At 46.4% G+C, this 21,572-nt stretch carries 19 protein-coding genes; 9 read left to right on the top strand and 10 right to left on the bottom strand.

Going from position 1 to position 21,572, the window contains the following annotated elements:
- Positions 1-106: 106 nt before the first annotated feature.
- Together SD450_RS10225 and SD450_RS10220 are read right to left on the bottom strand one after the other, a co-directional pair.
- The gene (locus SD450_RS10225) at positions 107-2,152 is read right to left on the bottom strand and encodes an amidohydrolase family protein (RefSeq protein WP_318344369.1); all 2,046 of its coding nucleotides are present in this window, start codon (positions 2,150-2,152) and stop codon (positions 107-109) included.
- Between the two features lie 180 nt (positions 2,153-2,332).
- Positions 2,333-3,415, bottom strand: a complete 1,083-nt coding sequence (locus SD450_RS10220; RefSeq protein ID WP_318344368.1) for a hypothetical protein — start codon at positions 3,413-3,415, stop codon at positions 2,333-2,335.
- A 288-nt stretch (positions 3,416-3,703) separates the two neighbouring features.
- On the opposite strand from SD450_RS10220, the gene mtaB reads away from it, so the two are divergent.
- The gene (gene mtaB, locus SD450_RS10215; protein ID WP_318344367.1) at positions 3,704-5,032 is read left to right on the top strand and encodes a tRNA (N(6)-L-threonylcarbamoyladenosine(37)-C(2))-methylthiotransferase MtaB; all 1,329 of its coding nucleotides are present in this window, start codon (positions 3,704-3,706) and stop codon (positions 5,030-5,032) included.
- Positions 5,033-5,084: 52 nt separating this feature from the next.
- Here mtaB and SD450_RS10210 read toward each other — a convergent pair whose 3' ends face one another.
- Positions 5,085-5,378: a GNAT family N-acetyltransferase gene (locus tag SD450_RS10210; protein WP_318344366.1), complete on the bottom strand. Its 294-nt coding sequence runs from the start codon at positions 5,376-5,378 to the stop codon at positions 5,085-5,087.
- 166 nt (positions 5,379-5,544) lie between these two features.
- Here SD450_RS10210 and SD450_RS10205 point away from each other — a divergent pair, with 166 nt between their 5' ends.
- Both SD450_RS10205 and SD450_RS10200 read left to right on the top strand, forming a co-directional pair.
- The gene (locus SD450_RS10205; protein ID WP_318344365.1) at positions 5,545-6,207 is read left to right on the top strand and encodes an alpha/beta fold hydrolase; all 663 of its coding nucleotides are present in this window, start codon (positions 5,545-5,547) and stop codon (positions 6,205-6,207) included.
- A gap of 46 nt (positions 6,208-6,253) precedes the next feature.
- A complete protein-coding gene (locus SD450_RS10200) occupies positions 6,254-7,219 on the top strand; it encodes a lytic transglycosylase domain-containing protein (RefSeq protein ID WP_318344364.1) in 966 nt (321 codons plus the stop codon).
- Positions 7,220-7,241: 22 nt separating this feature from the next.
- On the opposite strand, the gene SD450_RS10195 is transcribed toward SD450_RS10200, so the two are convergent.
- The 3 genes from SD450_RS10195 to SD450_RS10185 form a co-directional block, all read right to left on the bottom strand.
- Positions 7,242-7,901, bottom strand: a complete 660-nt coding sequence (locus SD450_RS10195; RefSeq protein WP_318344363.1) for a peptidoglycan DD-metalloendopeptidase family protein — start codon at positions 7,899-7,901, stop codon at positions 7,242-7,244.
- A gap of 153 nt (positions 7,902-8,054) precedes the next feature.
- On the bottom strand, positions 8,055-8,618 hold the full coding sequence (locus SD450_RS10190; RefSeq protein ID WP_318344362.1) for a helix-turn-helix domain-containing protein: 564 nt from the start codon (positions 8,616-8,618) through the stop codon (positions 8,055-8,057).
- Between the two features lie 198 nt (positions 8,619-8,816).
- Positions 8,817-9,332, bottom strand: coding sequence for a hypothetical protein (locus SD450_RS10185; RefSeq protein ID WP_072882722.1), 516 nt, complete (start codon positions 9,330-9,332; stop codon positions 8,817-8,819).
- A gap of 164 nt (positions 9,333-9,496) precedes the next feature.
- Between SD450_RS10185 and rpmH the strand changes: the two genes are divergently transcribed.
- Positions 9,497-9,655, top strand: coding sequence for a 50S ribosomal protein L34 (gene rpmH / locus SD450_RS10180; RefSeq protein WP_072882462.1), 159 nt, complete (start codon positions 9,497-9,499; stop codon positions 9,653-9,655).
- 95 nt (positions 9,656-9,750) lie between these two features.
- A complete protein-coding gene (carB, locus tag SD450_RS10175) occupies positions 9,751-12,603 on the top strand; it encodes a carbamoyl-phosphate synthase large subunit (RefSeq protein WP_318344361.1) in 2,853 nt (950 codons plus the stop codon).
- 54 nt (positions 12,604-12,657) lie between these two features.
- Here the strand turns inward: carB and SD450_RS10170 are convergent, their stop codons facing one another.
- The 3 genes from SD450_RS10170 to SD450_RS10160 form a co-directional block, all read right to left on the bottom strand.
- On the bottom strand, positions 12,658-13,245 hold the full coding sequence (locus SD450_RS10170) for a hypothetical protein (protein ID WP_318344360.1): 588 nt from the start codon (positions 13,243-13,245) through the stop codon (positions 12,658-12,660).
- Positions 13,246-13,354: 109 nt separating this feature from the next.
- Positions 13,355-13,795, bottom strand: a complete 441-nt coding sequence (locus SD450_RS10165; protein WP_318344359.1) for a carboxymuconolactone decarboxylase family protein — start codon at positions 13,793-13,795, stop codon at positions 13,355-13,357.
- A 67-nt stretch (positions 13,796-13,862) separates the two neighbouring features.
- Positions 13,863-14,450 (bottom strand): Crp/Fnr family transcriptional regulator, encoded by a 588-nt coding sequence (locus SD450_RS10160; RefSeq protein WP_318344358.1) that lies wholly within the window; start codon positions 14,448-14,450, stop codon positions 13,863-13,865.
- A 230-nt stretch (positions 14,451-14,680) separates the two neighbouring features.
- Here SD450_RS10160 and SD450_RS10155 point away from each other — a divergent pair, with 230 nt between their 5' ends.
- The 4 genes from SD450_RS10155 to SD450_RS10140 all read left to right on the top strand — a co-directional run bounded on the left by SD450_RS10155 (position 14,681) and on the right by SD450_RS10140 (position 21,024).
- Positions 14,681-15,085, top strand: a complete 405-nt coding sequence (locus SD450_RS10155) for a hypothetical protein (protein WP_318344357.1) — start codon at positions 14,681-14,683, stop codon at positions 15,083-15,085.
- 149 nt (positions 15,086-15,234) lie between these two features.
- The gene (locus SD450_RS10150; RefSeq protein ID WP_318344356.1) at positions 15,235-16,317 is read left to right on the top strand and encodes an efflux RND transporter periplasmic adaptor subunit; all 1,083 of its coding nucleotides are present in this window, start codon (positions 15,235-15,237) and stop codon (positions 16,315-16,317) included.
- 23 nt (positions 16,318-16,340) lie between these two features.
- On the top strand, positions 16,341-19,610 hold the full coding sequence (locus SD450_RS10145) for an efflux RND transporter permease subunit (RefSeq protein ID WP_318344355.1): 3,270 nt from the start codon (positions 16,341-16,343) through the stop codon (positions 19,608-19,610).
- Positions 19,588-21,024, top strand: coding sequence for a TolC family protein (locus tag SD450_RS10140; RefSeq protein WP_404828240.1), 1,437 nt, complete (start codon positions 19,588-19,590; stop codon positions 21,022-21,024). The genes SD450_RS10145 and SD450_RS10140 overlap by 23 nt, the downstream gene beginning before the upstream one ends.
- 107 nt (positions 21,025-21,131) lie before the next feature.
- Here the strand turns inward: SD450_RS10140 and arr are convergent, their stop codons facing one another.
- Entirely contained in the window at positions 21,132-21,572 is a 441-nt protein-coding gene (arr, locus tag SD450_RS10135; RefSeq protein WP_318344353.1) for an NAD(+)--rifampin ADP-ribosyltransferase, read from the bottom strand.

The raw sequence follows: 21,572 nt of genomic DNA, 5'->3' as shown, positions 1-21,572 counted from the left end.
TACAAAATTCAATCGGTTGGTAAACAGAATTTTATGAAGAATATCAACAAAAAAACCAGCAACAAAACATGCTGCTGGCTCCTATCAATTGTAGTTGAGATCTATATTATTCCTTCACTTCCGGCATTTGGGTGAAAGGCGCTATGCCAAACTCGGGGTACACCTCGGTGGGGTAGTAAAACGTGCCGCCACGTGCTACCAAAGTTATGCTCTTTATCGCCTTGATGTCCTCCACCGGGTTGCCGGGCACCAAAAAGAAATCGGCCAGTTTTCCCGGTTCAATGCTGCCCAGATCTTCCTGCCCCAGGTATTGGGCCATGTCAAGGGTGGCCAGTTTTAGCACCTCGGCATTGGTGTAGCCCAACTGCTCGGTGTACAGTTCCAGTTCGCGATGCAGGTTAAAGGCCCCGCCCAGATCGGTCCCTGCCACAATCAAAATGCCTTTTTCTTTCATCAGTTTGAGGGTTTTCACGATTTTTTGATAGGCTTCGCGGTAGGCCTTGTCCTCTTCCGCATCGGCAATCTGCGCCAGGGCCACTTTCATGCCACGCTGCTCGTTGGGCGGCATGTGGTCGATGTAATCCTCGGTGCCGGGAGATACTTGCCCGTTGCGGGAGAGCATCAATTTTTCGTGGATGGCTAGGGTAGGGTCAATGGCCGTTTTGTTCGCCACGAAGAGGTCCAGGGTTTCCTGCACCTTGGGACTGTTCAAGTCCAATTCTGGAAAGCGTTTCATGGCGGTGAGGCGTAGCAGGGTACGGGTGTCCTCCTCGGGTTCCAATACCCAACCCAGCATGGTCTGGTTGATGTGCGTCATCTCGTCAAAACCGGCGTTCAGCATGGCATTGGCGTTGGAGAAGGCAGGCACGTGCCCGGTCACGAAGAGCCCTTTTTCATGGGCCTTTTTCACAATGGCGGGCGCCCAATCCCCGTTCATGCTGTTGTAGAGCTTTACGCCATAATAGCCCAGACTGTCATAGGTGTCCACAGCGGCCAGGGCCTCGGCCTCGCTTTCCACAATGATTCCGTTGTTGGCGTTGAACTGGCTCTTGCCCTCGATAAAGCCCAATCGGGTGATGCGTGGGCCGGCCAAGACGCCAGAATTGATTTTTTCAATAAGATCGGACAGCACCTCGTTGTCGTTCCCCATATCGCGGAAGGAGGTCACCCCCGCCAAAACGTTCAACAGGGCACCGTTATCGCCGGAGTGGGCGTGCATTTCGTACAGACCGGGCACCAACGTACCACCGTTCCCTGCAATGACCACTTCGTTCTCGCCAGTGGCATCGGCCGCCTCGATGGCCGTGATCTTTTCACCTTCGACCACCACGGAAACCGGGTCGGTGAGTGCCATCGACTTGGGATCGAACACCCGTACGTTCTGGATCCGCACTTTTTTGCCATAGTTGTGGGCATATTTCTTTTGAAGGGTCTCGTAGCGTTGGGCCGAATAGTTTTCAGCCAGTTGGCGCATGTCCTTTTCCACGGCCTCAAATCCTTCACGGATCACAATTTGCCGAGGGGTAATGTAAGCGAAGAGCCGTTTTTGGTCATCCAGGATAAAATAGGAAGGGTTCAGTTCCGCCCCGGAAAGGGCATAGGTGGTCAGGGCCAGTTCCTCCTCGCCGGAAGGCTGAGGCACAGTGATCTTTTCCATCTCGGTGAGCGTCAGGTTACCAGCGGGAAGCACGGGCAAGGTGTTTTCGGGGGCGTTCAGCAGCAATCTGGCGGCCAGCACGGAGGAATAGGGGCTCCCAAACTGGTTCACATAGAGTTGGGCAGCTTCCACGTTCGCATTGCCGGAACCTGTGGCATCCGTCCAAGAGGCGTTTGTGCCCTCAAGGGAGAAATGTTCGTCAACGGCATTGCCAAAGGTGGTGTTCCCCGTTATTTTCCAATCAATGGGATAGCCTTCGGGGTTCAATACGATGGTCTCCTTCATGGTCGGGCCACGACCGTTGTTCTTGTAATCGAAATCGACATGGATGGTATCGCCCACGGTGGTGGTCTTGAGGTGACCTACCTTGTTCTCGCCGACGATGACGGAATAGGTTTCGTCCCCCTGATAGTCGGCAAGGGAAGAAACGGGTTCTTTTTTGCAGGATTGGATGGCCATCAGCGCAACGGCAATCGCCACTATTCGAAGTTTCATACGGTTGGGTTTAGAAATGAAGGTAGTAAGGTAGGGAATTTACAAATAGAACCATAGAATCGATTCAAGGCAAATCGACCTTTCATCTATGATGAAAACAATTACATTCCACAAAATAGTTAGATAATCCACTGATTTGTTCCGGTCCATTAAATGGAATGCTAAAAATCAAGTTTTGGGTTATTTTTCGAACATGATCAATTCGGAGTTGTAATCTATGGTAATCTTGAAATGCTTCAGGATTGACCCTCCGATGGCGCCTTGTACAATTTTATCCATGGAATGGATCATTATTTCAGACCATATATAATCTGGTCGTCGGGAAAACAGTACCGGGCCAACTATATGGGTTCCAATTTTGACTTCTGGGACTTCAATTATGCCTTGCTCTCCATCAGATGCTGGATAATACTTCCAATCTGGATGTTTTTGTCTCCATTCATCAAACAGGGTAGAGGAAATAAATGATCCCGCAATGGTGTTCTTGGAAGTATTAAAATATTTTTTCCCATTGTCAGAAAGTACAAAACTGGCCCCTGTATCAAAAAGCACATCCAATTGCTGGCCATCGATTTCAATCTGCATCCTGGGATGTCCATGAGTTGTGACTCCCAAACTATTTTTCTTGAATCCAATAGGTTGGATGTTCGGATCGACACCATCTGGTTGGTGAAGTGGGGTATTTAGCCAAATCTCTTCGTTTGGGTAATCCAAAGTCCACGATTTGCCAATGAAAAATCCTTGACCTAGAAATGCTTCCATGTTGGGAACTTTTTCCAGCTTTTCCCGAAGGTCTTCGGTAAGTCGGGGAATCATTAAATAAGGCTCTTTGACCACGGTAAAAGGCTTTCTTAAGATCATATTGGGTGCTGGGTAAGGAAGGGGGTAACAATCCATCTTTACCATATCCTTGAACAAAATATAATTCATGGGCATGATTCCTTTGGCTATTCCTTTTCGGACAAAAGGCTCAATATTTGGATCTTTCCTTTTGTAAGGGGACAAGATTGAGATACCGCCTCCTGTGTCACAAAAACCTAAGATGGTGTCTTTGTTGTTTAAAGGAAGTTTGACATAAAACTGTTCCCCGTCAATAAACTTGGATGGAACCAAAAATGCCCTATTCGTTTTATGGGTTGTTGGAAAGAAATCGTCCGATTCAATTAATTTCTCATCCAGTTTTTTGATCACAAAAAAATGTACGCCAACTATTATTAGAATCAGGGCAATGCCCCCTAGCCCATATTTAAGCACTCGTTTCATGCCAATTGATTTTTTGGTTATACGAACACCCGTACTACAACTGAAACGTCCTGTCAATTGCGATTCAAGTGAAGATCGGGTTTGTTTAAAACAAGTATGGGGAATGCTATAGGGGCGCAATTTACGTTATTTTTTGTTCCATGATTTAAAAATTGATCAATTACGCTATGAAATGGAGGACACTATTTTTATGGGTTTGGGACGTGGGCCCTTGGTGCCCGTCCCTCACTTTGTTGCCACAACTCTCAACAAATCATTATCTTTGCAGCCCTAAAGTCAGATGATTGGATGAACAAAAAGGTCGCATTTTACACACTCGGCTGCAAACTCAATTTCTCCGAAACTTCAACGATTGCCCGAAGTTTTGAAAAGGAGGACTTTGAGCGCGTGGACTTTTCCGAACGGGCCGATGTGTATGTGATCAATACCTGTTCCGTGACCGAGAATGCCGACAAGCGATTCAAGACCATCGTAAAACAGGCCCAAAAGGCCAACCCCGAAGCCTTTGTGGCCGCTGTGGGTTGCTATGCACAGCTCAAGCCCGAAGAACTGGCCGCTGTGGACGGGGTGGATCTGGTGTTGGGTGCCACCGAGAAGTTCAAGATCACTGATTACCTAAACGACCTCACCAAAAACAATGGGGGAGAGGTGCATTCCTGCGAGATCGAGGAAGCGGATTTTTATGTGGGCAGCTATGCCATCGGGGACCGTACCCGTGCCTTTTTGAAGGTGCAGGACGGTTGCGATTACAAATGCACCTATTGTACCATTCCGTTGGCCCGTGGCATTTCCCGTAGCGATTCCTTGGAGAACGTGCTGCACAATGCCCGTGAGATCGCTGCGCAGGACATCAAAGAGATTGTGTTGACCGGGGTGAACATCGGGGATTATGGAAAGGGTGAGTTTGGCAACAAGCGGCACGAGCATACGTTTTTGGACCTTGTGAAGGCCCTGGACCAGATTGACGGCATCCATCGCCTCCGCATATCGTCCATAGAGCCTAACTTATTGAAGAACGAGACCATCGATTTCGTGGCGCAGAGCAATTCCTTTGTGCCCCACTTCCATGTGCCCCTGCAAAGCGGGAGCGATACTATTTTGCGGTTGATGCGAAGGAGGTATCTTTCCAATCTCTATGAGGATAGGGTGAAGCGCATCAAAAAAGCCATGCCACATGCCTGTATCGGGGTGGATGTGATCGTGGGCTTCCCTGGGGAGACCGACGAGCATTTCCTTGAAACCTATCATTTCCTGAACGAACTGGATATTTCCTACCTGCACGTTTTCACGTATTCCGAAAGGGACAACACCTTGGCGGCCGATATGGAACAGGTGGTTCCCAAAAACGTGAGGAACAAACGCAGTAAAATGCTCCGTGGCCTATCTGCCAAAAAGCGAAGGGCCTTCTACGAGAGCCAACTGGGCACTACCAGGACCGTATTGTTCGAAGGGGAGAACAAGATGGGCTATATCCATGGGTTTACCGAAAACTATGTGAAGGTAAAGGCCCCTTGGAACCCTGAACTGGTGAACACTTTGCACCAGGTGGAGCTTACCGAGATCGATGAGGATGGCCTGGTGCGCTTCGAATTTATTCCGGATACCATTTTGGCATAAAAAAAGCCTTCCGGAAGGGAGGGCTTTGGTTTTTTGGGATGGTTGTTGCGCATCAGATGCGGATTCCTACGGGCAACATTTCCTTATACTGTCTGTTCTTCCTCAAGAAACCTGCAATGTGCGGACTGGTCGGTACCACGCGAAGGTTTTTTTCCTGGATTTGGTGAAGAACGGCTTTGATGAAGTCCTCTTTGAACCCCTCTTGGTCAATTTCCTCAGGAATCACCAGCTTGGTCAAAAATACCTTGCGCTCCTGGGAAGAGTATTCAATTTTGGCTAAATGCCCATTGACCGTAGTTTCAAACTGGCGCAAGAAACTATTGTCGTTAATTTCCATTTCTGTCATATAGTACTGTTTTTAATGACTCTGTAAGATTTAAATCATCCAAAAGGATAAATTTGATCAATCCCCTAAAAAAAATAGTTCAATAAATTGGGGTCAGCTGCAAAAGGGATACAAAATTAGTCAAAAAATTGTTAATTTCCTAGTGGTTGACGATCTTTGGTGGAATATGCCCAATACAAAAACCCATGTGTACCTGATGCCTGGAATGGCGGCCGCACCATCTATATTTGAGGGCATCCATCTTTCTCCCAAAACTTTTGAGGTCCATTTGTTGGATTGGTCCATCCCGGAAAAAGGAATGTCCCTGGAAGCCTACGCGCAGCAAATGTGTACACGCATAAACCATGAAAACCCTGTATTATTGGGGGTCTCCTTCGGAGGGATGCTGGTGCAGGAGATGGCCAAGTTCATCGACCCAAAAAAGGTGATTGTGGTCTCCTCGGTAAAAAGCAGGACGGAGCTTCCCAAACGGATGCTCTTTGCCAAATATACCAGGGTGCACAAACTGCTCCCGACGGGATTGGTGACCAATGTGGAGCTTTTGGCCAAATATGCCTTTGGCGAAACGGTGGCCAAGCGTTTGCACCTCTACGAAAGATACCTTTCCATCCGGGACAAGCAGTATATCGATTGGTCCATTGACCAGATCGTGAATTGGGACCAGACTGTTCCGCCCCCCAATTTGGTCCATATCCATGGGGAGAAGGACAGCGTTTTTCCGTTGGCCAACATCAAGGAATGCGTAGTGGTCAAGAACGGTACCCACACCATGATCATACACCGGGCGAGGTGGTTCAATGAAAATCTCCCCACAATAATTTTAGGATAAGCACGTCTATATAGTATCTTTACGGTACCCTAAAAAAAATTTGGCTATGAAACACTTGAAGAACATATTGGCATTTATTGGATTGATCGCGGTGACCGGCACCTTTATTTTTGCGGTACAGTCGACCCCGGAACCTGTTGAGGAAAAAGCTCCCGAAACAGTGGTGGAAAACGACAAGAATGTGGCCCAGGGCTACAGGATTAGTGCCATAGAGATTCCCGAAGACCTCAATTTTGCGGGTGAAGCCGTTCCTTTGGACGACCCCGAGATCATGGAGCGTGTAGATCGTGAATTTTTGGTGAACACTTACTGGCAGTCCAACGCTTTGTTGTTGATGAAACGTGCCAACAAGTATTTTCCCATCATAGAGCCCATTTTGAAAAAGAACGGTATCCCGGACGATTTCAAATATTTGGCCGTGGCCGAGAGTGGTCTTCAGAATGTGGTGTCACCTGCGGGGGCGACCGGTTTTTGGCAGATCATGAAGGATACGGGAAGGGAATATGGCCTTGAGGTGAACGATAATGTGGACGAGCGCTACCATGTGGAGAAATCCACCCAAGTCGCTTGTGATTACCTTAAAAAGTGGAAGGAGCGATTTGGTAGTTGGACCCTGACAGCGGCGGCCTACAATGCAGGTCCTGCAGGCATCCAACGGTTTATGGGCATCCAGAAAGCAGGGGATTACTACGATTTGTTGTTGGGCGAGGAGACAGGCCGCTACGTGTTCCGAATCATGGCCATCAAAGAGATTATTTCCAACCCAGGTAAATATGGCTTTTTGGTGGAGGAAGAGGATCTATATACCAAAGTGCCCACCTTTACTGTGGAAGTGGACACGGCCGTGACCAGTTGGGCGGATTTTGCACAGCTCTACGAGATCAACTATAAGGTACTGAAAAGGCACAACCCTTGGTTGCGTGAGCCCCATTTGAACAACAGCTCCCGAAAAAAATATGTGATCGAAATCCCGAACAAGGGGTATTATCGCACATCGAGTGCGGGGAGGTAGATTCTTAGATGGGTTACTTTTTTCAGTACTTGAACAGAAAGTAAGGCGAAGGAAAATACTGTTCCACTTTCGGCAGGTGCACTGGTGAGATGTACCCCCAGTCCATGACACCATTGTCAATGGCTTCTTGGGTAAGAATTTGAAGATGCACGTGACAAAACCAGCCACCACTATCGCTTTCTTTGCCTATATGTGCAAACTTTTCGCCAGCCTTGACCAAATCACCAAGATGCACTAAGTGAGGAGTTTTTAAATGCCCATACAAAGAATAAAAGATTACGCTGTTAATATCATGTTTCAGAATGATGTAACCTCCATAATTACCAAGGGTGGTTTCTTTTCCAGTTTTGTAGACCTCGGCATCTAAAGGGGAAAACATGGGAGTGTTGTACGGTACAACAATATCCAAGCCGAGATGGTAATACCTTTGCTCTTCAATAATATTGGGGTAGGACCGTAGCAGACTTTTTCGCTCTTCCAAATACCTGCCAATGCCCCAGCCTAGGGAGGCATCCTTTAATTCATCAAAAATCATTTGGTTAAACTGATGGAAGTCCATCAGCGGGTACTCCAGTGTTTTTGGGTTGTTGGATGAAAAATCGAAGATGTGGGGCCTTCCTTTTAGTAAATCGCCAAATAGGGGTTGGATATGGATACTATTTAGTATGAGGGGGTAGTACATAGGGTTGGTATGTAAAATATCAATCTAACTAATGTAAGGATACATTGATTCACGGTTTATCGATTTGATGATTTTTCGCAAAATTTATAAAAACGAGACTATAACAACAGCTAATCATAGAAAATAGGTTGCAAAATCTTAATGAAATACAGGTTATTTTACCAGCTCAATTAAATTAGGGTAAAAACTATCTGTTTTTCCTTTAGATGTTTTAAGGGCAAAAATTATTGGGAATGAAATATTGAGAAGATAAAGACCGATAAAAATATATAGTAAAATAGGAAATGAACCAATCTGCATGATTTTAAGAATAGTGAATGCTGTAATGGTTAAAAAGGCCATTACAGACCAAACAATTTGAAAGTTTAGTAGGTTGGCTCCAATTTTTTTTAGGCCGATTACCTTGTCTTTTTTATTTATCCATAAGACAAGAGGAATGATTATATTCCCTATGGGAATAACTAAAAAAGACAATACAGATAGATGAAAGAAAATTAAATAATTGTTGTCGGTTTCTTTACCATAATCTAAAAGGTCCTCAGCACTTATATCAAGTGCTCCACTAATTAAATTCAATGTCCTTCCTCGCGGTTCACTCTCATTGTTTTCAATCCGTTGAATAGTTCTTAAATTGACTTTTGCATACTCGGCCAATTCCTCTTGGGATAAACCTTTTTTCTTCCTTATTTGTCGAATTTTATTTCCGATTTCATTCATAATTAATTTTGATTGAAATTTTCACAAAACTACTTATGACTATAAGGTGTTGATAACGGTTTCATTGCGGCATTTTTATGGCAATTTTGTCAATTTACTGATTTTCTGTAATATACAAATGAGCTAAAAATCATTTTTAATGATTTTTCCCATTTATTCTTTTGATGACTTTATGTCATAAAAATAAATGAAAAGCTATTAAATCTTCTTCATCTGCTGCTGCATCATCTTGATCTGCTCGGTCAGCATGTTGTTTTTGTCCAGTTTTTTGGCCTCTTGCAACAATTGAGTGGCCTCGCGCTTCCTGCGCTTCTGCATAGCGATCCCGGCAAGGCTCAATTTGGCCATGGCCACATCATAATCCATGGTAAGTCCCAGTTTTAGGGCCTTTTTGAAATATTTTTCCGCCTGGGTCAGGTTCTTTTGGGAGTAAATGATCCCATGGAGGTAGTTGAAGTAGCCCTGCTGCTTTTTGATGAGCGCTCCCTCAGGGTTCTTGATTTTGTCCAACCATTTTTGGGTGCCCTCCAAGTCCTGTTTGCGCATGCGCAGAAAGGCCAAGAGGATAAACTCGTTCCTGAAATACAGGAAAATGAACACCAGGGAGAACAGGATAAGGGCAATGCCATTGCCGATGTTGCCCTCCACGAACTGGTACACGGCATAAGCAATGATAAGACCTGCGATAACGAGTTTAATATTTTTGTTGAACATAGAGTTGGAGATTTTACCGAATGTTTTAGAGGTGGCAAAAGTACTAAAAACTAATTTAATTATTTTCTTTTGGGACTTGCCAAAGTAAAAAGTCTTCGTATATTTGCGCCCAGAATTTTTCGGGAAAACATTTCCCACGAACAAAATCCATAAAAAGTTCCGAAATGAAAAGAACGTATCAGCCGTCAAAAAGGAAGAGAAGAAACAAGCATGGTTTTAGGGAGCGCATGGCGACTGCCAATGGTAGAAAAGTTCTTGCGAGAAGAAGAGCCAAAGGAAGAAAGAGATTAACCGTTTCCTCTGAGCCAAGACATAAAAAATAATGATAGCATTTCAGATTTAAATTAAAGGTGTTACTTTTCTAGGTAACACCTTTTTTTTGACCTGAAAGCAAAAAACAAGCAATAACCCTACAAAAATGCCGAAAAGAAAAGATTTAAAATCCATTTTGATTATTGGTTCTGGCCCTATCATCATCGGTCAGGCCTGTGAGTTTGATTATTCTGGTTCCCAGGCACTTAGGTCGCTTCGTGAAGATGGCATCGAGACCATTCTGATCAATAGCAACCCCGCTACGATCATGACCGATCCCACCATGGCGGACCATGTCTATTTAAAGCCTTTGACCACCAAATCAATCGTTGAGATTTTAAAGAAACATCCCAATGTGGACGCTGTTCTGCCCACTATGGGCGGACAGACCGCACTGAACCTTTGCATCGAGGCCGACCAAAAAGGCATCTGGCAGGATTTTGGAGTAGAGATCATCGGGGTGGACATCGACGCCATCAACATTACCGAAGACCGCGAAAAGTTTAGGGAGCTCATGCTTAAAATTGGTATTGGGATGCCTCCGCAGGCTTCGGCCACTTCGTTCCTAAAAGGAAAGGAAATTGCCCAAGAGTTCGGTTTTCCTTTGGTGATCCGGGCTTCGTTCACCCTTGGTGGTGCCGGGGCAGGTATTGTGTACGATCCTGAGGATTTTGACGATATGTTGAGCCATGGTCTCGAAGTATCGCCCATCCACGAGGTGATGATCGACAAGGCCCTTATGGGTTGGAAAGAATACGAATTGGAGCTGCTTCGCGACAAGAATGACAACGTGGTCATCATATGTACCATTGAGAATATGGACCCGATGGGTATCCACACCGGGGATTCCATCACCGTGGCCCCAGCCATGACCCTTTCGGACAGGACGTTCCAACGGATGCGGGACATGGCCATCCACATGATGCGCAGTATCGGGGATTTTGCAGGAGGCTGTAACGTACAGTTTGCCGTTAGCCCCGATGAGAAAGAAGACATTATCGCCATCGAGATCAATCCAAGGGTGTCAAGGTCATCTGCTTTGGCGTCCAAAGCGACAGGTTACCCTATTGCAAAGATTGCCGCCAAACTGGCCATTGGTTATACCTTGGACGAATTGGATAACCAGATCACCAAGTCCACTTCGGCCCTGTTCGAGCCCACTTTGGATTATGTGATCGTGAAAATACCCCGTTGGAACTTTGATAAGTTTGAAGGATCGGACAGGACATTGGGACTGCAGATGAAATCCGTAGGGGAGGTCATGGGAATTGGCCGTTCGTTCCAGGAAGCATTGCACAAGGCCACACAATCTTTGGAAATCAAGCGGAATGGATTGGGTGCCGATGGCAAGGGGTACAAAGATTATGAGACCATCATCGAAAAACTACGTGTGCCCAGCTGGGACCGGGTTTTTGTGATCTATGATGCCATTCAGTTGGGAATTCCGTTGAAGAGGATTCAAGAGATCACCAAGATAGACATGTGGTTCCTGAAGCAATACGAGGAGCTCCATTTCTTGGAGATGGAAATTTCAAAATATACCATAGAAAGTCTGCCCAAGGCCCTATTGTTGGAAGCCAAGCAGAAAGGTTTTGCCGACCGGCAGATAGCCCATATGCTGGACTGTTGGGAAAGTGAGGTCCATAGCAAACGTATGGATATGGGCATCAACCGTGTCTATAAGTTGGTGGATACCTGCGCGGCGGAGTTCAAGGCCGTGACCCCGTATTATTACTCTACTTTTGAGGAGGAAATCGAAACGGCCGATGGTCATCGTTATGTCGCCAACGACAGCGTGGTGACGGACAAGAAAAAAGTGGTGGTGCTCGGTTCGGGACCCAACCGAATTGGACAGGGAATCGAGTTTGACTACTGCTGTGTCCATGGTGTTCTGGCAGCTGCCGAGTGCGGATATGAGACCATCATGATCAACTGTAACCCCGAAACAGTCTCCACGGATTTCGATACGGCGGACAAACTCTATTTTGAGCCTGTGTTCTGGGAGCACATCTACGACATCATCCTGCATGAAAAACCCGAAGGGGTGATTGTGCAGTTGGGTGGGCAGACCGCCTTGAAATTGGCCGAAAAACTGGACAAATACGGGATCAATATTATAGGAACCAGTTTCCAATCCCTGGATTTGGCAGAGGACAGGGGAAGTTTCTCCACCTTGCTGAAGGACAATGATATTCCCTACCCAAGGTTTGGAGTGGCCGAGACTGCCGATGAGGCCCTGGAACTGGCCGATCAACTCAACTTCCCATTATTGGTAAGACCATCCTACGTATTGGGCGGGCAAGGAATGAAGATTGTCATCAACAAAGAAGAACTGGAGGCCCATGTGGTGGACTTGTTGCGAAAGATACCCAACAACAAACTGCTTTTGGACCACTATTTGGATGGGGCGATAGAAGCAGAGGCCGATGCCATTTGTGATGGGGAAGATGTGTATATCATTGGGATCATGGAGCATATAGAACCTTGTGGGATTCACTCGGGCGATTCCAATGCCACTTTGCCACCGTTCAACCTTGGGGAATTTGTGATGCAACAGATCAAGGACCATACAAAGAAGATAGCGTTGGCCTTGAACACGGTCGGGTTGATCAATATCCAGTTTGCAATCAAGGACGATATTGTGTACATCATCGAGGCGAACCCTAGGGCGTCGCGTACCGTTCCCTTCATAGCAAAAGCCTATGGTGAACCTTATGTGAACTATGCCACCAAGGTGATGTTGGGCGAGAAAAAGGTGAAGGACTTCGTGTTCAACCCAAAATTGGAAGGATATGCCATCAAGCAACCGGTGTTCTCCTTCAATAAGTTCCCGAACGTGAACAAGAACCTAGGACCGGAGATGAAAAGTACCGGAGAGAGTATCCTATTCATCGAAAGTTTGAAGGATGATGAATTCTATAACCTCTACTCGCGAAGAAAGATGTATCTGAGCAAATAAAATGCGAGAGGGATAACTAAAAAAGCCGCTGAATTTCAGCGGCTTTTTTAGTTATTAATCCATTAACCTAAAGGATTCCGCCATCAAACTATAGGTTTTCGCATGTTCCTCTTTCTTGCTTTTGAGGGTCCAAGCCATAATCATATACACATTTTCCGGCCCTTCAACGAACGTCAGGAAATAGGAGATTTCCTCATCGACCCCATCCACATGGGCGTCCATTTCCACTTGCTCGGCATCAAGGCCGTTTATTTTCATCGACCTGGGCGAAGATTGGGTGTTGACCCGCATTCGTTCATTAAAAAGCTGCAACTGGATGTACCTGTAATTTTCTATCAGTGAAAGATTCTCGTCATAGCTGTCCAGTTCCTTGAAAAGATCCACAAACTCGTCCTTGGGCTCATCAATGACAATGGCGTAGGCCTCTTGGAACAGGTTTTGGTATTGAAGCGATGCCTCGTCGTTCAGGCCGGTGGTGCTCTTCATGAACCGAGGGATATCCATTTGGTAGCGCTCGTTTACTACAACCGTATTGAAATCTTCGGGTTGGGGCTCCGAGTTGGATTTTTTGGTCTTGAAATCGATGCAGGACGTGAACGATAGACCTACGAAGAACAACAGCGGAAGGACAAATTTTCTCATAAATAGGGTTTAGTGGTGCATTTGCATAGGAACGAATATAAGGTTTAATTGTTTTTGAAAGACAAAAGGCCCCGCTCGGGGCCTTTGCAACTTTGATTTGTAAACTTGATCAATTCTGCAAGGGTTTGTGTGTGCTGATCGCAATACGGTTCCAGGCATTGATGGCTATAATGGCCATGACAATCTGTGAGAAATAGTGTTCATCAAAGAGCTGTATGGCTTGCTCATAGGTTTTTTGGCTCAACCCCTTTTGGTGTACCAAGGTGATTTCTTCCGTCATTTTTAGAATGACCTGCTCCTCTTCGGAATAAAGCTCAGTGTCCCACCAGGCATCCAGCAGGAACAAACGTTCTGGGTTTTCACCCATTTTTAGGGCATCCTTGGTGTGCATGTTGATACAAAATGCACAACCGTTGAGTTGGGAGGCCCTGATCTTGATCAGCTCATAGTGGATTTTGTCCAGTTGGCCCTGTTGGATGTATTTTTCCAGTCCGAACATGGCCTTGAAAGCCAAAGGTTCCGCCGCATCGATTTGAATTCTTTTTTCCATCTTTAGATATGTTTTGAATTATTGATGCGAAGGTAGGCCAGGGGCCGTCCCTACAACTTAAACAGGTTTAAGAACGCCTTTTTGCGCGGATTTCGCTCACATATTCCGGGGTAAGCCCCAAAAAGGAAGCAATGAGGTATTGAGGCACCCGTTGGGCAAAATTGGGGAAGGACTCAGTGAAGTGAAAATAGATATCCTCTTTGGAAAAATCGAACAGGTATTTCATTTTGATAAGAGAAGCCCCGTATGCGGTCTGGTAGATCATACGGAAATAGCGTTCGAGTTGGGGGTATTTCTCCAATAACCGTTCCTGTTGGTCCAGACTGATGGAGAGCACTTCGCTTTTCTCCACGGCCTGGATGAAAAAGTCCGTGTTTTTCTTGTTCTGAAAAGCCAAAAGGTCCGTCAGCCACCAGTTTTCCAAGGCAAACTGTACTGTACGCTCCACGCCTTTTTCATTGACGAAGTACATGTGCATGCAACCTTTCAGGACCACATGGGCATGGGTGCATGGCCCGCCTGCATGCATCAAGATCTCCTTTTTGGCCAGCTGTTGTTCCTCAAAAAAAGAGAGTATGTCGCCGAACTCTTCTTCCGAAAGGGTCACATATTGCCCCAAGTGCCCGAAAAATGATTCAAGAGATGCTCTTTTCATGAAAATGGTCTTAAAAGCGTACAAGTTACGGAGGAAAATGGAAAATGGACTTGGATGTGGCATGTATCATCACTTTTGTTAAAACCATGACCATAATTTTACACTTAATGAAGGTATTGTTTGCATATACATATTTTCTAGCAAAAATGATTTGTGTTATACTGATTTTAACCATAATTAACACAGACTATTTGTTGGAGAAACTTCGGTGACCTAGTTTTGTTGTCCAAATGAAAAAGGCGTTCAGCACATATTTTATCCCTCTTTGTATCCTTTTGTTGGGAGGGTTCATCAATAGCTATGCGGATTCGCAGTACGATTCCGATGCGGAGAATGCCTGCTTCATTCAGTACGAACAAGACCAATGTCCAGCATCTTCCATAGGATTGCAACATTTGGAATTGGAGAAAAAGTATTATGCCGAGACCGAGGTAGGTGAAAAAGAGGAAAAAGACGAAGAAACTTCTTCATTTCATTCAGAGGTAAGACATGGCAGCTATTTGGCTGCCTTTTTTTATGCCCCGCTCGGGGAACAGTATTCCACTGAACTTGAGACAAATCCTAGGCATCTGGCCTTCGATTCCGGTGTTGTCGACCTTAAGCGGCACATCAGGTTCCAGGTTTTTAGAATTTAGTATTTCCACCTAAGGAAGGCAGTTTCGTATTCCATAGCTTTCCATCCCAGCCCTTTTTGGGCCATTTTCATTGACCGGGCAATCCCTTCACGACGATAGGAATTTCCCAAAGTACATCACACAAATCAATTTCTAAACCAGTAAAGACCATGAGGAAAGTTATCATCTTCCTTGGCATGCTTGTGTTGCTTTGCCATACAAGTTGCGAATCCAAAAAACACGAAAAAAAGGACGAGACCAAATACCTCGTCTCCAGCCCCATCTTAAAGGACACCTCCATCACCAAAGATTATGTCTGCCAAATCCATTCCATTAGGCATATTGAACTAAGGGCCTTGGAAAAGGGATATCTACAGCACATTTATGTGGATGAGGGCCAGTTTGTAAAAAAGGGCCAACAAATGTTCCACATCATGCCCAATGTCTATCAGGCCGACCTTCAAAAGGCCAAGGCAGAGGCCGAAGTTGCCGAGATCGAATACAAAAACACCCAACTGTTGGCAGATGGCAACGTGGTATCAGCAAATGAACTGGCCATGGCCAAGGCCGAATTTGACCGGGCCAAGGCCGAAGTGGCCCTCGCTCAGACCCATTTGGGCTTTACGGACATCCGTGCCCCATTTGACGGCATCATGCACCACTTGGAAGCCAGGGAAGGGAGCCTTTTGGATGAAGGGGAACTGTTGACCACCTTGTCCGACAACAGCAAAATGTGGGTCTATTTCAATGTGCCCGAGGCCGAATACCTGGATTACATCACCAGTGCCAAAAAAGACAAAAAGCAAGAGGTGGAACTTTTGATGGCGAACAACAAAAAGTTCAACCAGCCCGGGGTTGTGGAAACCATTGAGGGGGAATTCAACAACGAGACAGGGAACATTGCCTTCCGGGCCACTTTTGGCAACCCCGACGGCATTCTTCGCCATGGGGAAACTGGAAGCATCTTGATGACCGTTCCCTTGAAAAATGTCCTGCTCATCCCCCAAAAGGCCACTTTTGAGGTGTTGGACAAAAAATACGTGTTCGTTATCGACAAGGATGACAAAGTGCGCCAGCGCGAAGTAACGATTGGGGCTGAACTTCAACACCTGTTTGTAGTGGAAAAGGGATTGTCCAAGGATGACAAAGTCTTGTTGGAAGGCATCCGTATGGTAAAAAACGGCGAGAAGATCCACTATGTGTTCGAGAAACCGGAGAAGATCTTGACGAGCCTGGACCTGTACGCAGAGTAACAACCTAAAAATCTTCAGACAAGATGTTCAAAAAATTTATCCATAGGCCAGTATTGGCCATTGTGATCTCTGTGATCATTGTGTTCACGGGACTACTTGCCATCAAGCAGTTGCCCATCTCACAGTTTCCCCAGATCGCCCCAACCACTGTAAACATATTCATTGCCTATCCTGGTGCCAGTGCCGACGTATTGGTGAAATCAACCTTGATTCCTTTGGAAACGGCGATCAACGGGGTGCAGGGCATGCGTTATATCGCTTCCGATGCCACCAGTGCCGGGGAAGGAACCGTTCGTATCATTTTTGAACCGGGCACGGACCCTAACGAAGCGGTGGTGCGGGTCAAAACGCGGGTGGACCAGGTGATGCCCTTGTTGCCGGATCTGGTGCAGCGGGAAGGGGTGATCATTACCCCGGTAATTCCCAGTATGCTGATGTACGTAAACCTCTATAGCAAGGAGGACAATGCAGATGAGCTGTTCCTGTACAACTATGCCTATACCAAAATGATTCCTGAAATCCAAAGGATCAATGGTATAGCCACTGCCCAAATTTTGGGAAGCAGAAAGTTTGCTATGCGAATTTGGTTGAAACCGGATCGTATGCGGGCCTATAGTGTGTCTGCAGAGGAAATCTTGGAGGCGATGGAGGAACAGAGTATCATTGCCCGTCCCGGTAGATTGGGACAGAGTTCAGGTAAAAATGCCCAATCCTTGGAGTATGTGTTGGTCTACCAAGACCGATATAGTGAACCCGAGCAGTACAAGGATATTATTATTAAAGCCAATGAGGAAGGGGAAATCCTAAAATTGGGCGATTTGGCCGATGTGGAGCTCGGTAGCGAGTTTTTCGATATTTACTCCAATTTGGATGGAAGACCTTCTGCTTCCATTGTGTTAAAACAAACGTTTGGCAGCAATGGTAGTGAGGTGATCAAGGAGGTAAAAACAAAATTGAAAGAATTGGAAGCCGATCTACCTCCCGGCATGGACTATCAGATCAGTTATGACGTGTCCAATTTCTTGGACGCTTCGATAGATCAAGTGATCCATACACTACGCGATGCGTTCATTTTGGTGGCCATTGTGGTGTTCCTCTTCTTGGGGGATTGGCGCTCGACCCTCATCCCGATCATTGCGGTGCCCGTTTCCTTGATCGGTGCCTTCTTTGTGATGCAAATGTTCGGACTGTCCATCAACTTGATTACACTCTTTGCCTTGGTATTGGCCATTGGTATTGTGGTGGACAACGCCATTGTGGTCGTGGAAGCGGTACACGTGAAGATGCATGAAGAAAACCTCACGCCATACAAAGCGTCCTATGAAGTTTTGGGGGAAATTGGTGGAGCCATCATCGCCATTACTTTAGTAATGACCTCTGTATTTATCCCAATTTCGTTTATGACGGGACCTGTCGGGGTCTTCTACCGACAGTTCTCCATCACCATGGCAGGTTCCATTGTGATTTCGGCCATTGTGGCATTGACATTGACTCCGGTACTCTGTGCGATGATGTTGAAGAATACCCATGGTCAACCCAGAAAAAAATCCCCAGTGAACCGTTTCATCGATTGGTTCAATGGCAAGTTTGAAAAACTTACGGGAAGGTATGTAGGTGTTTTGAACAAGATCGTAAACCGCAGGGTGGTCACTTTTGGAATTCTGTTGGCGTTCTGCGCGGGAATCTTCTTTACAAATCAAGTGTTGCCTGCCGGATTTATCCCCAATGAGGACCAAGGGATGATCTACGCGATTATCCAGACCCCTCCCGGTGCTACCTTGGAGCGTACCAATGCCGTGGCACGAAAACTTCAGGAAATCTGCGAAGAAACCGAAGGTGTGGAATCCGTTTCATCCTTGGCCGGATATGAGATTATGACCGAGGGTAGGGGTTCCAACGCCGGTACCTGTCTCATCAACCTAAAACCGTGGTCCGAAAGGGAACATACCGTCCACGAGATCATGGAAGAATTAGAGGAAGAAACCAAAGACCTGGGAGCGGTCATAGAATACTTTGAGCCCCCCGCCGTTCCTGGGTTCGGTTCTTCCGGTGGTTTCGCCATGCGTTTGTTGGACAAGACCAATGGTACCGACTACCACGAGTTCGAAAGGGTGAACAATGACTTTATGGACGCCCTAAGGCAACGTAAGGAGTTGACGGGTCTGTTTACCTTCTATGCGGCCAATTATCCACAGTATGAGCTGAAAATCAATAATAAGGCAGCGATGCAGAAAGGTGTTTCCATAGGAAAAGCCATGGAAAACCTGAACATTCTCATCGGTAGTACCTATGAGCAAGGGTTCATCCGTTTTGGTCGATTCTTCAAGGTGTATACCCAGGCAGCGCCAGAATATCGCGCACTTCCATCCGATTTGGAGAAACTCTTTGTGAAGAACGAAGAGGGCGAAATGGTGCCTTATTCCGCTTTTATGGCCATGGAAAAACGTTTGGGTCCCAATGAGATCACCCGTTACAACCTCTACAACTCAGCCGCAATCAACGGTCTGCCCGCCAAGGGATATACGACGGGCGATGCCATCGATGCCATTAAGGAAGTAGCGGCGCAGACCCTGCCCCGTGGCTACGATATCGCCTGGGAGGGATTGTCGTTCGATGAGGCACAACGTGGTAATGAGTCGCTCTATATTTTCATCGTGGTATTGATTTTCGTGTATTTGGTACTGGCAGCGCAATACGAGAGCTTCTTGCTGCCCATGGCCGTAATCCTTTCCTTGCCCGTTGGTGTATTCGGTTCCTTCTTCCTGTTGAAGTTGATGGGATTGGCCAATGACGTGTATGCACAGATCGGGGTCATCATGCTGGTGGGACTTCTGGGTAAAAACGCGGTATTGATCGTGGAGTTTGCCGTTCAGAAACACCGACAGGGCGCCACGATCCTGGAAGCGGCCATTGAAGGTTCCAAGCAACGATTCCGCCCTATTTTGATGACATCCTTTGCCTTTATTGCCGGTTTGATACCATTGGTGGTGGCTTCGGGCGCTGGAGCCATCGGTAACCGTACCATTGGCGGTTCTGCCTTGGGAGGGATGCTCATCGGGACCATTTTCGGGGTGCTAGTGATTCCTGGATTGTATTTCATTTTCGCCAAGATGTCCGAAGGCAAGAGCCTTATCAAGGATGAGCATGACGAGCCCATTTCAGAAGAATTCTTCAAAGAGAATGAAAACGAAAGTAAGCTACGTACACGCTTGCGCGAGGTGAACAAACTGTTGAAAAGAATGACCACACGAAATGGAAACAAAAAGAAAAATGACAAAGATGAAGAACAGTAGATCTTTTTTAATCGCAATGATTTCGCTTGTGGCCTTTTATGCCTGTGTGCCCACCCGCGAGATCCGGGACGAGAATACAGCTGTTCCCGAGCAGTATCAAAACCAGTCCACGGACACAGTGAACTCGGGATTGGTGCAGTGGAAGGACTTTTTTAAAGACCCCAACCTGATTGCCTTGATCGATACGGCCTTGGTGAAGAACCAAGAGCTGAACATCATGCTGCAACAAGTGGATATGTCCAAAAACGTAATCCGGGCGAAGACCGGGGAATATTTGCCCTTTGTCAACTTTCAGGCCGGTGCCGAAGTGGAAAAAGTAGGGGAGTATACCCGCAATGGTGCCGTGGAGAAGAACCTTGAGGTGAAGGAAGGGGAAGAATTTCCCGAACCCCTGACCAATTATGGTCTGGGTGCCTTTGCCACTTGGGAACTTGATGTGTGGAAAAAACTTCGCAATGAAAAAAAGGCAGCCGTGTACGAATACCTTTCCAGTATGGAAGGTAAGAATTTTATGGTCACCAATTTGGTTGCGGAGATTGCGGATTCCTATTATGAGCTGATGGCGTTGGACAACCAATTGGCCATCATTGACCAAAACTTGGAAATCCAGCAGAATGCCCTCAACATGGTGAAACTTCAGAAACAGGCGGCACGTGCCACCGAATTGGCGGTGCAGCGTTTTCAGGCGGAAGTGTTGAAGAACCAAAGTCACAAGTACGAGATCCAGCAGGAAATCGTGGAGACCGAGAACAAACTTAATTTTTTGATTGGTAGGTCACCACAACACATCAATCGTACTTCGGATAATTTTATCGATACCCCGATCGATCATCTGTACGCGGGAGTTCCTTCGCAATTGTTGCAGAACCGTCCCGATGTGCGCCAAGCTGAGTTGGAATTGGCAGCCGCCAAATTGGACACCAAAGCGGCCAAGGCCAGTTTTTATCCACAGTTTACCATCAAAGCGGGGGTGGGGTTGGAAGCATTCGACACCAAATACCTGACCACCACGCCAGAATCCGTTCTGTATTCGGTGATGGGTGATATGGTGGCGCCCTTGATCAACCGAAATGCGATCAAGGCGCAGTATCTGAATGCGACGGACAGACAGTTGCAGGCGGTGTACGAGTATGAAAAAGCCATTTTGAACGCCTATATCGAAGTGGCCAATCAGTTGTCCAACATCGACAATTTGAAAAAGAGTTATGAACTGAAAGACGGTCAAGTACAGGCCCTGACCCAATCCATCGACCTTTCCACGCGTTTGTTCCAGTCCGCACGAGTGGAATATATCGAGGTGCTTTTGGCACAACGGGAGGCTTTGGAATCGAAGATGGAGCTTGTAGAGACCAAAAAAGACCAGCTGCTGGCCCAAGTAAAGATGTACCGGTCTTTGGGCGGCGGCTGGAATTGATGCCCCAAAACCAATGAGCCTACTGTGTTGGCTGTTGATTTACCCAAGTGAAAGTCCATTTACATTTGTAAATGGGCTTTTTTAATGTAGTCTCCGTGCTTTAAAGACTATTCGTCATTCAGGGAATCAATGCCCTGGTCCTTCAAGTGTTCAAGATGCCCTTTCATCGCATTGACCTGTTCTAGGGGGTGTCCTTGCCAGACGGTAACTTCACCCACCACTTTGAACGGATGGATGGAACGATATGATTTGGTAGGATTTCCAGGAAATTTCTGATCGGTCAAATCTGGGTCATCCTCAATTTCTCCAGTAGGTTCCACCAAATAGATACGTTGGCGACCATTGCCCGATGCAAGTTCGGCACCCCAGATAGCAGCATCCAAAGTGGAGGTCAGGAAGATGTATTTGGCATTTTTCCGTTGGCCGTAGTTGGAATTGTATCCAGGTTCGATGGTATCACCGATTTTAAGGTCTGCCTTTGTGCCGTGAAAGTATGTTTGGGCAAAAGGACTTTGAGCTGTACTTTGATTTTTTTCGTCTTGTCCCAA

Source organism: Flagellimonas baculiformis (genome assembly GCF_033441575.1).
Classification (GTDB): Bacteria; Bacteroidota; Bacteroidia; order Flavobacteriales; family Flavobacteriaceae; genus Flagellimonas; species Flagellimonas baculiformis.
Note: the sequence above shows the minus strand (reverse complement) of the source record. Positions and strands in the feature narration are given on the sequence as shown.

Coding starts and splice junctions, on each gene's coding strand:
- SD450_RS10225 (WP_318344369.1), bottom strand. CDS start 2,152: ATGAAACTTCGAATAGTGGCGATTGCCGTTGCGCTGATGGCCATCCAA.
- SD450_RS10220 (WP_318344368.1), bottom strand. CDS start 3,415: ATGAAACGAGTGCTTAAATATGGGCTAGGGGGCATTGCCCTGATTCTA.
- mtaB (WP_318344367.1), top strand. CDS start 3,704: ATGAACAAAAAGGTCGCATTTTACACACTCGGCTGCAAACTCAATTTC.
- SD450_RS10210 (WP_318344366.1), bottom strand. CDS start 5,378: ATGACAGAAATGGAAATTAACGACAATAGTTTCTTGCGCCAGTTTGAA.
- SD450_RS10205 (WP_318344365.1), top strand. CDS start 5,545: ATGCCCAATACAAAAACCCATGTGTACCTGATGCCTGGAATGGCGGCC.
- SD450_RS10200 (WP_318344364.1), top strand. CDS start 6,254: ATGAAACACTTGAAGAACATATTGGCATTTATTGGATTGATCGCGGTG.
- SD450_RS10195 (WP_318344363.1), bottom strand. CDS start 7,901: ATGTACTACCCCCTCATACTAAATAGTATCCATATCCAACCCCTATTT.
- SD450_RS10190 (WP_318344362.1), bottom strand. CDS start 8,618: ATGAATGAAATCGGAAATAAAATTCGACAAATAAGGAAGAAAAAAGGT.
- SD450_RS10185 (WP_072882722.1), bottom strand. CDS start 9,332: ATGTTCAACAAAAATATTAAACTCGTTATCGCAGGTCTTATCATTGCT.
- rpmH (WP_072882462.1), top strand. CDS start 9,497: ATGAAAAGAACGTATCAGCCGTCAAAAAGGAAGAGAAGAAACAAGCAT.
- carB (WP_318344361.1), top strand. CDS start 9,751: ATGCCGAAAAGAAAAGATTTAAAATCCATTTTGATTATTGGTTCTGGC.
- SD450_RS10170 (WP_318344360.1), bottom strand. CDS start 13,245: ATGAGAAAATTTGTCCTTCCGCTGTTGTTCTTCGTAGGTCTATCGTTC.
- SD450_RS10165 (WP_318344359.1), bottom strand. CDS start 13,795: ATGGAAAAAAGAATTCAAATCGATGCGGCGGAACCTTTGGCTTTCAAG.
- SD450_RS10160 (WP_318344358.1), bottom strand. CDS start 14,450: ATGAAAAGAGCATCTCTTGAATCATTTTTCGGGCACTTGGGGCAATAT.
- SD450_RS10155 (WP_318344357.1), top strand. CDS start 14,681: ATGAAAAAGGCGTTCAGCACATATTTTATCCCTCTTTGTATCCTTTTG.
- SD450_RS10150 (WP_318344356.1), top strand. CDS start 15,235: ATGAGGAAAGTTATCATCTTCCTTGGCATGCTTGTGTTGCTTTGCCAT.
- SD450_RS10145 (WP_318344355.1), top strand. CDS start 16,341: ATGTTCAAAAAATTTATCCATAGGCCAGTATTGGCCATTGTGATCTCT.
- SD450_RS10140 (WP_404828240.1), top strand. CDS start 19,588: ATGACAAAGATGAAGAACAGTAGATCTTTTTTAATCGCAATGATTTCG.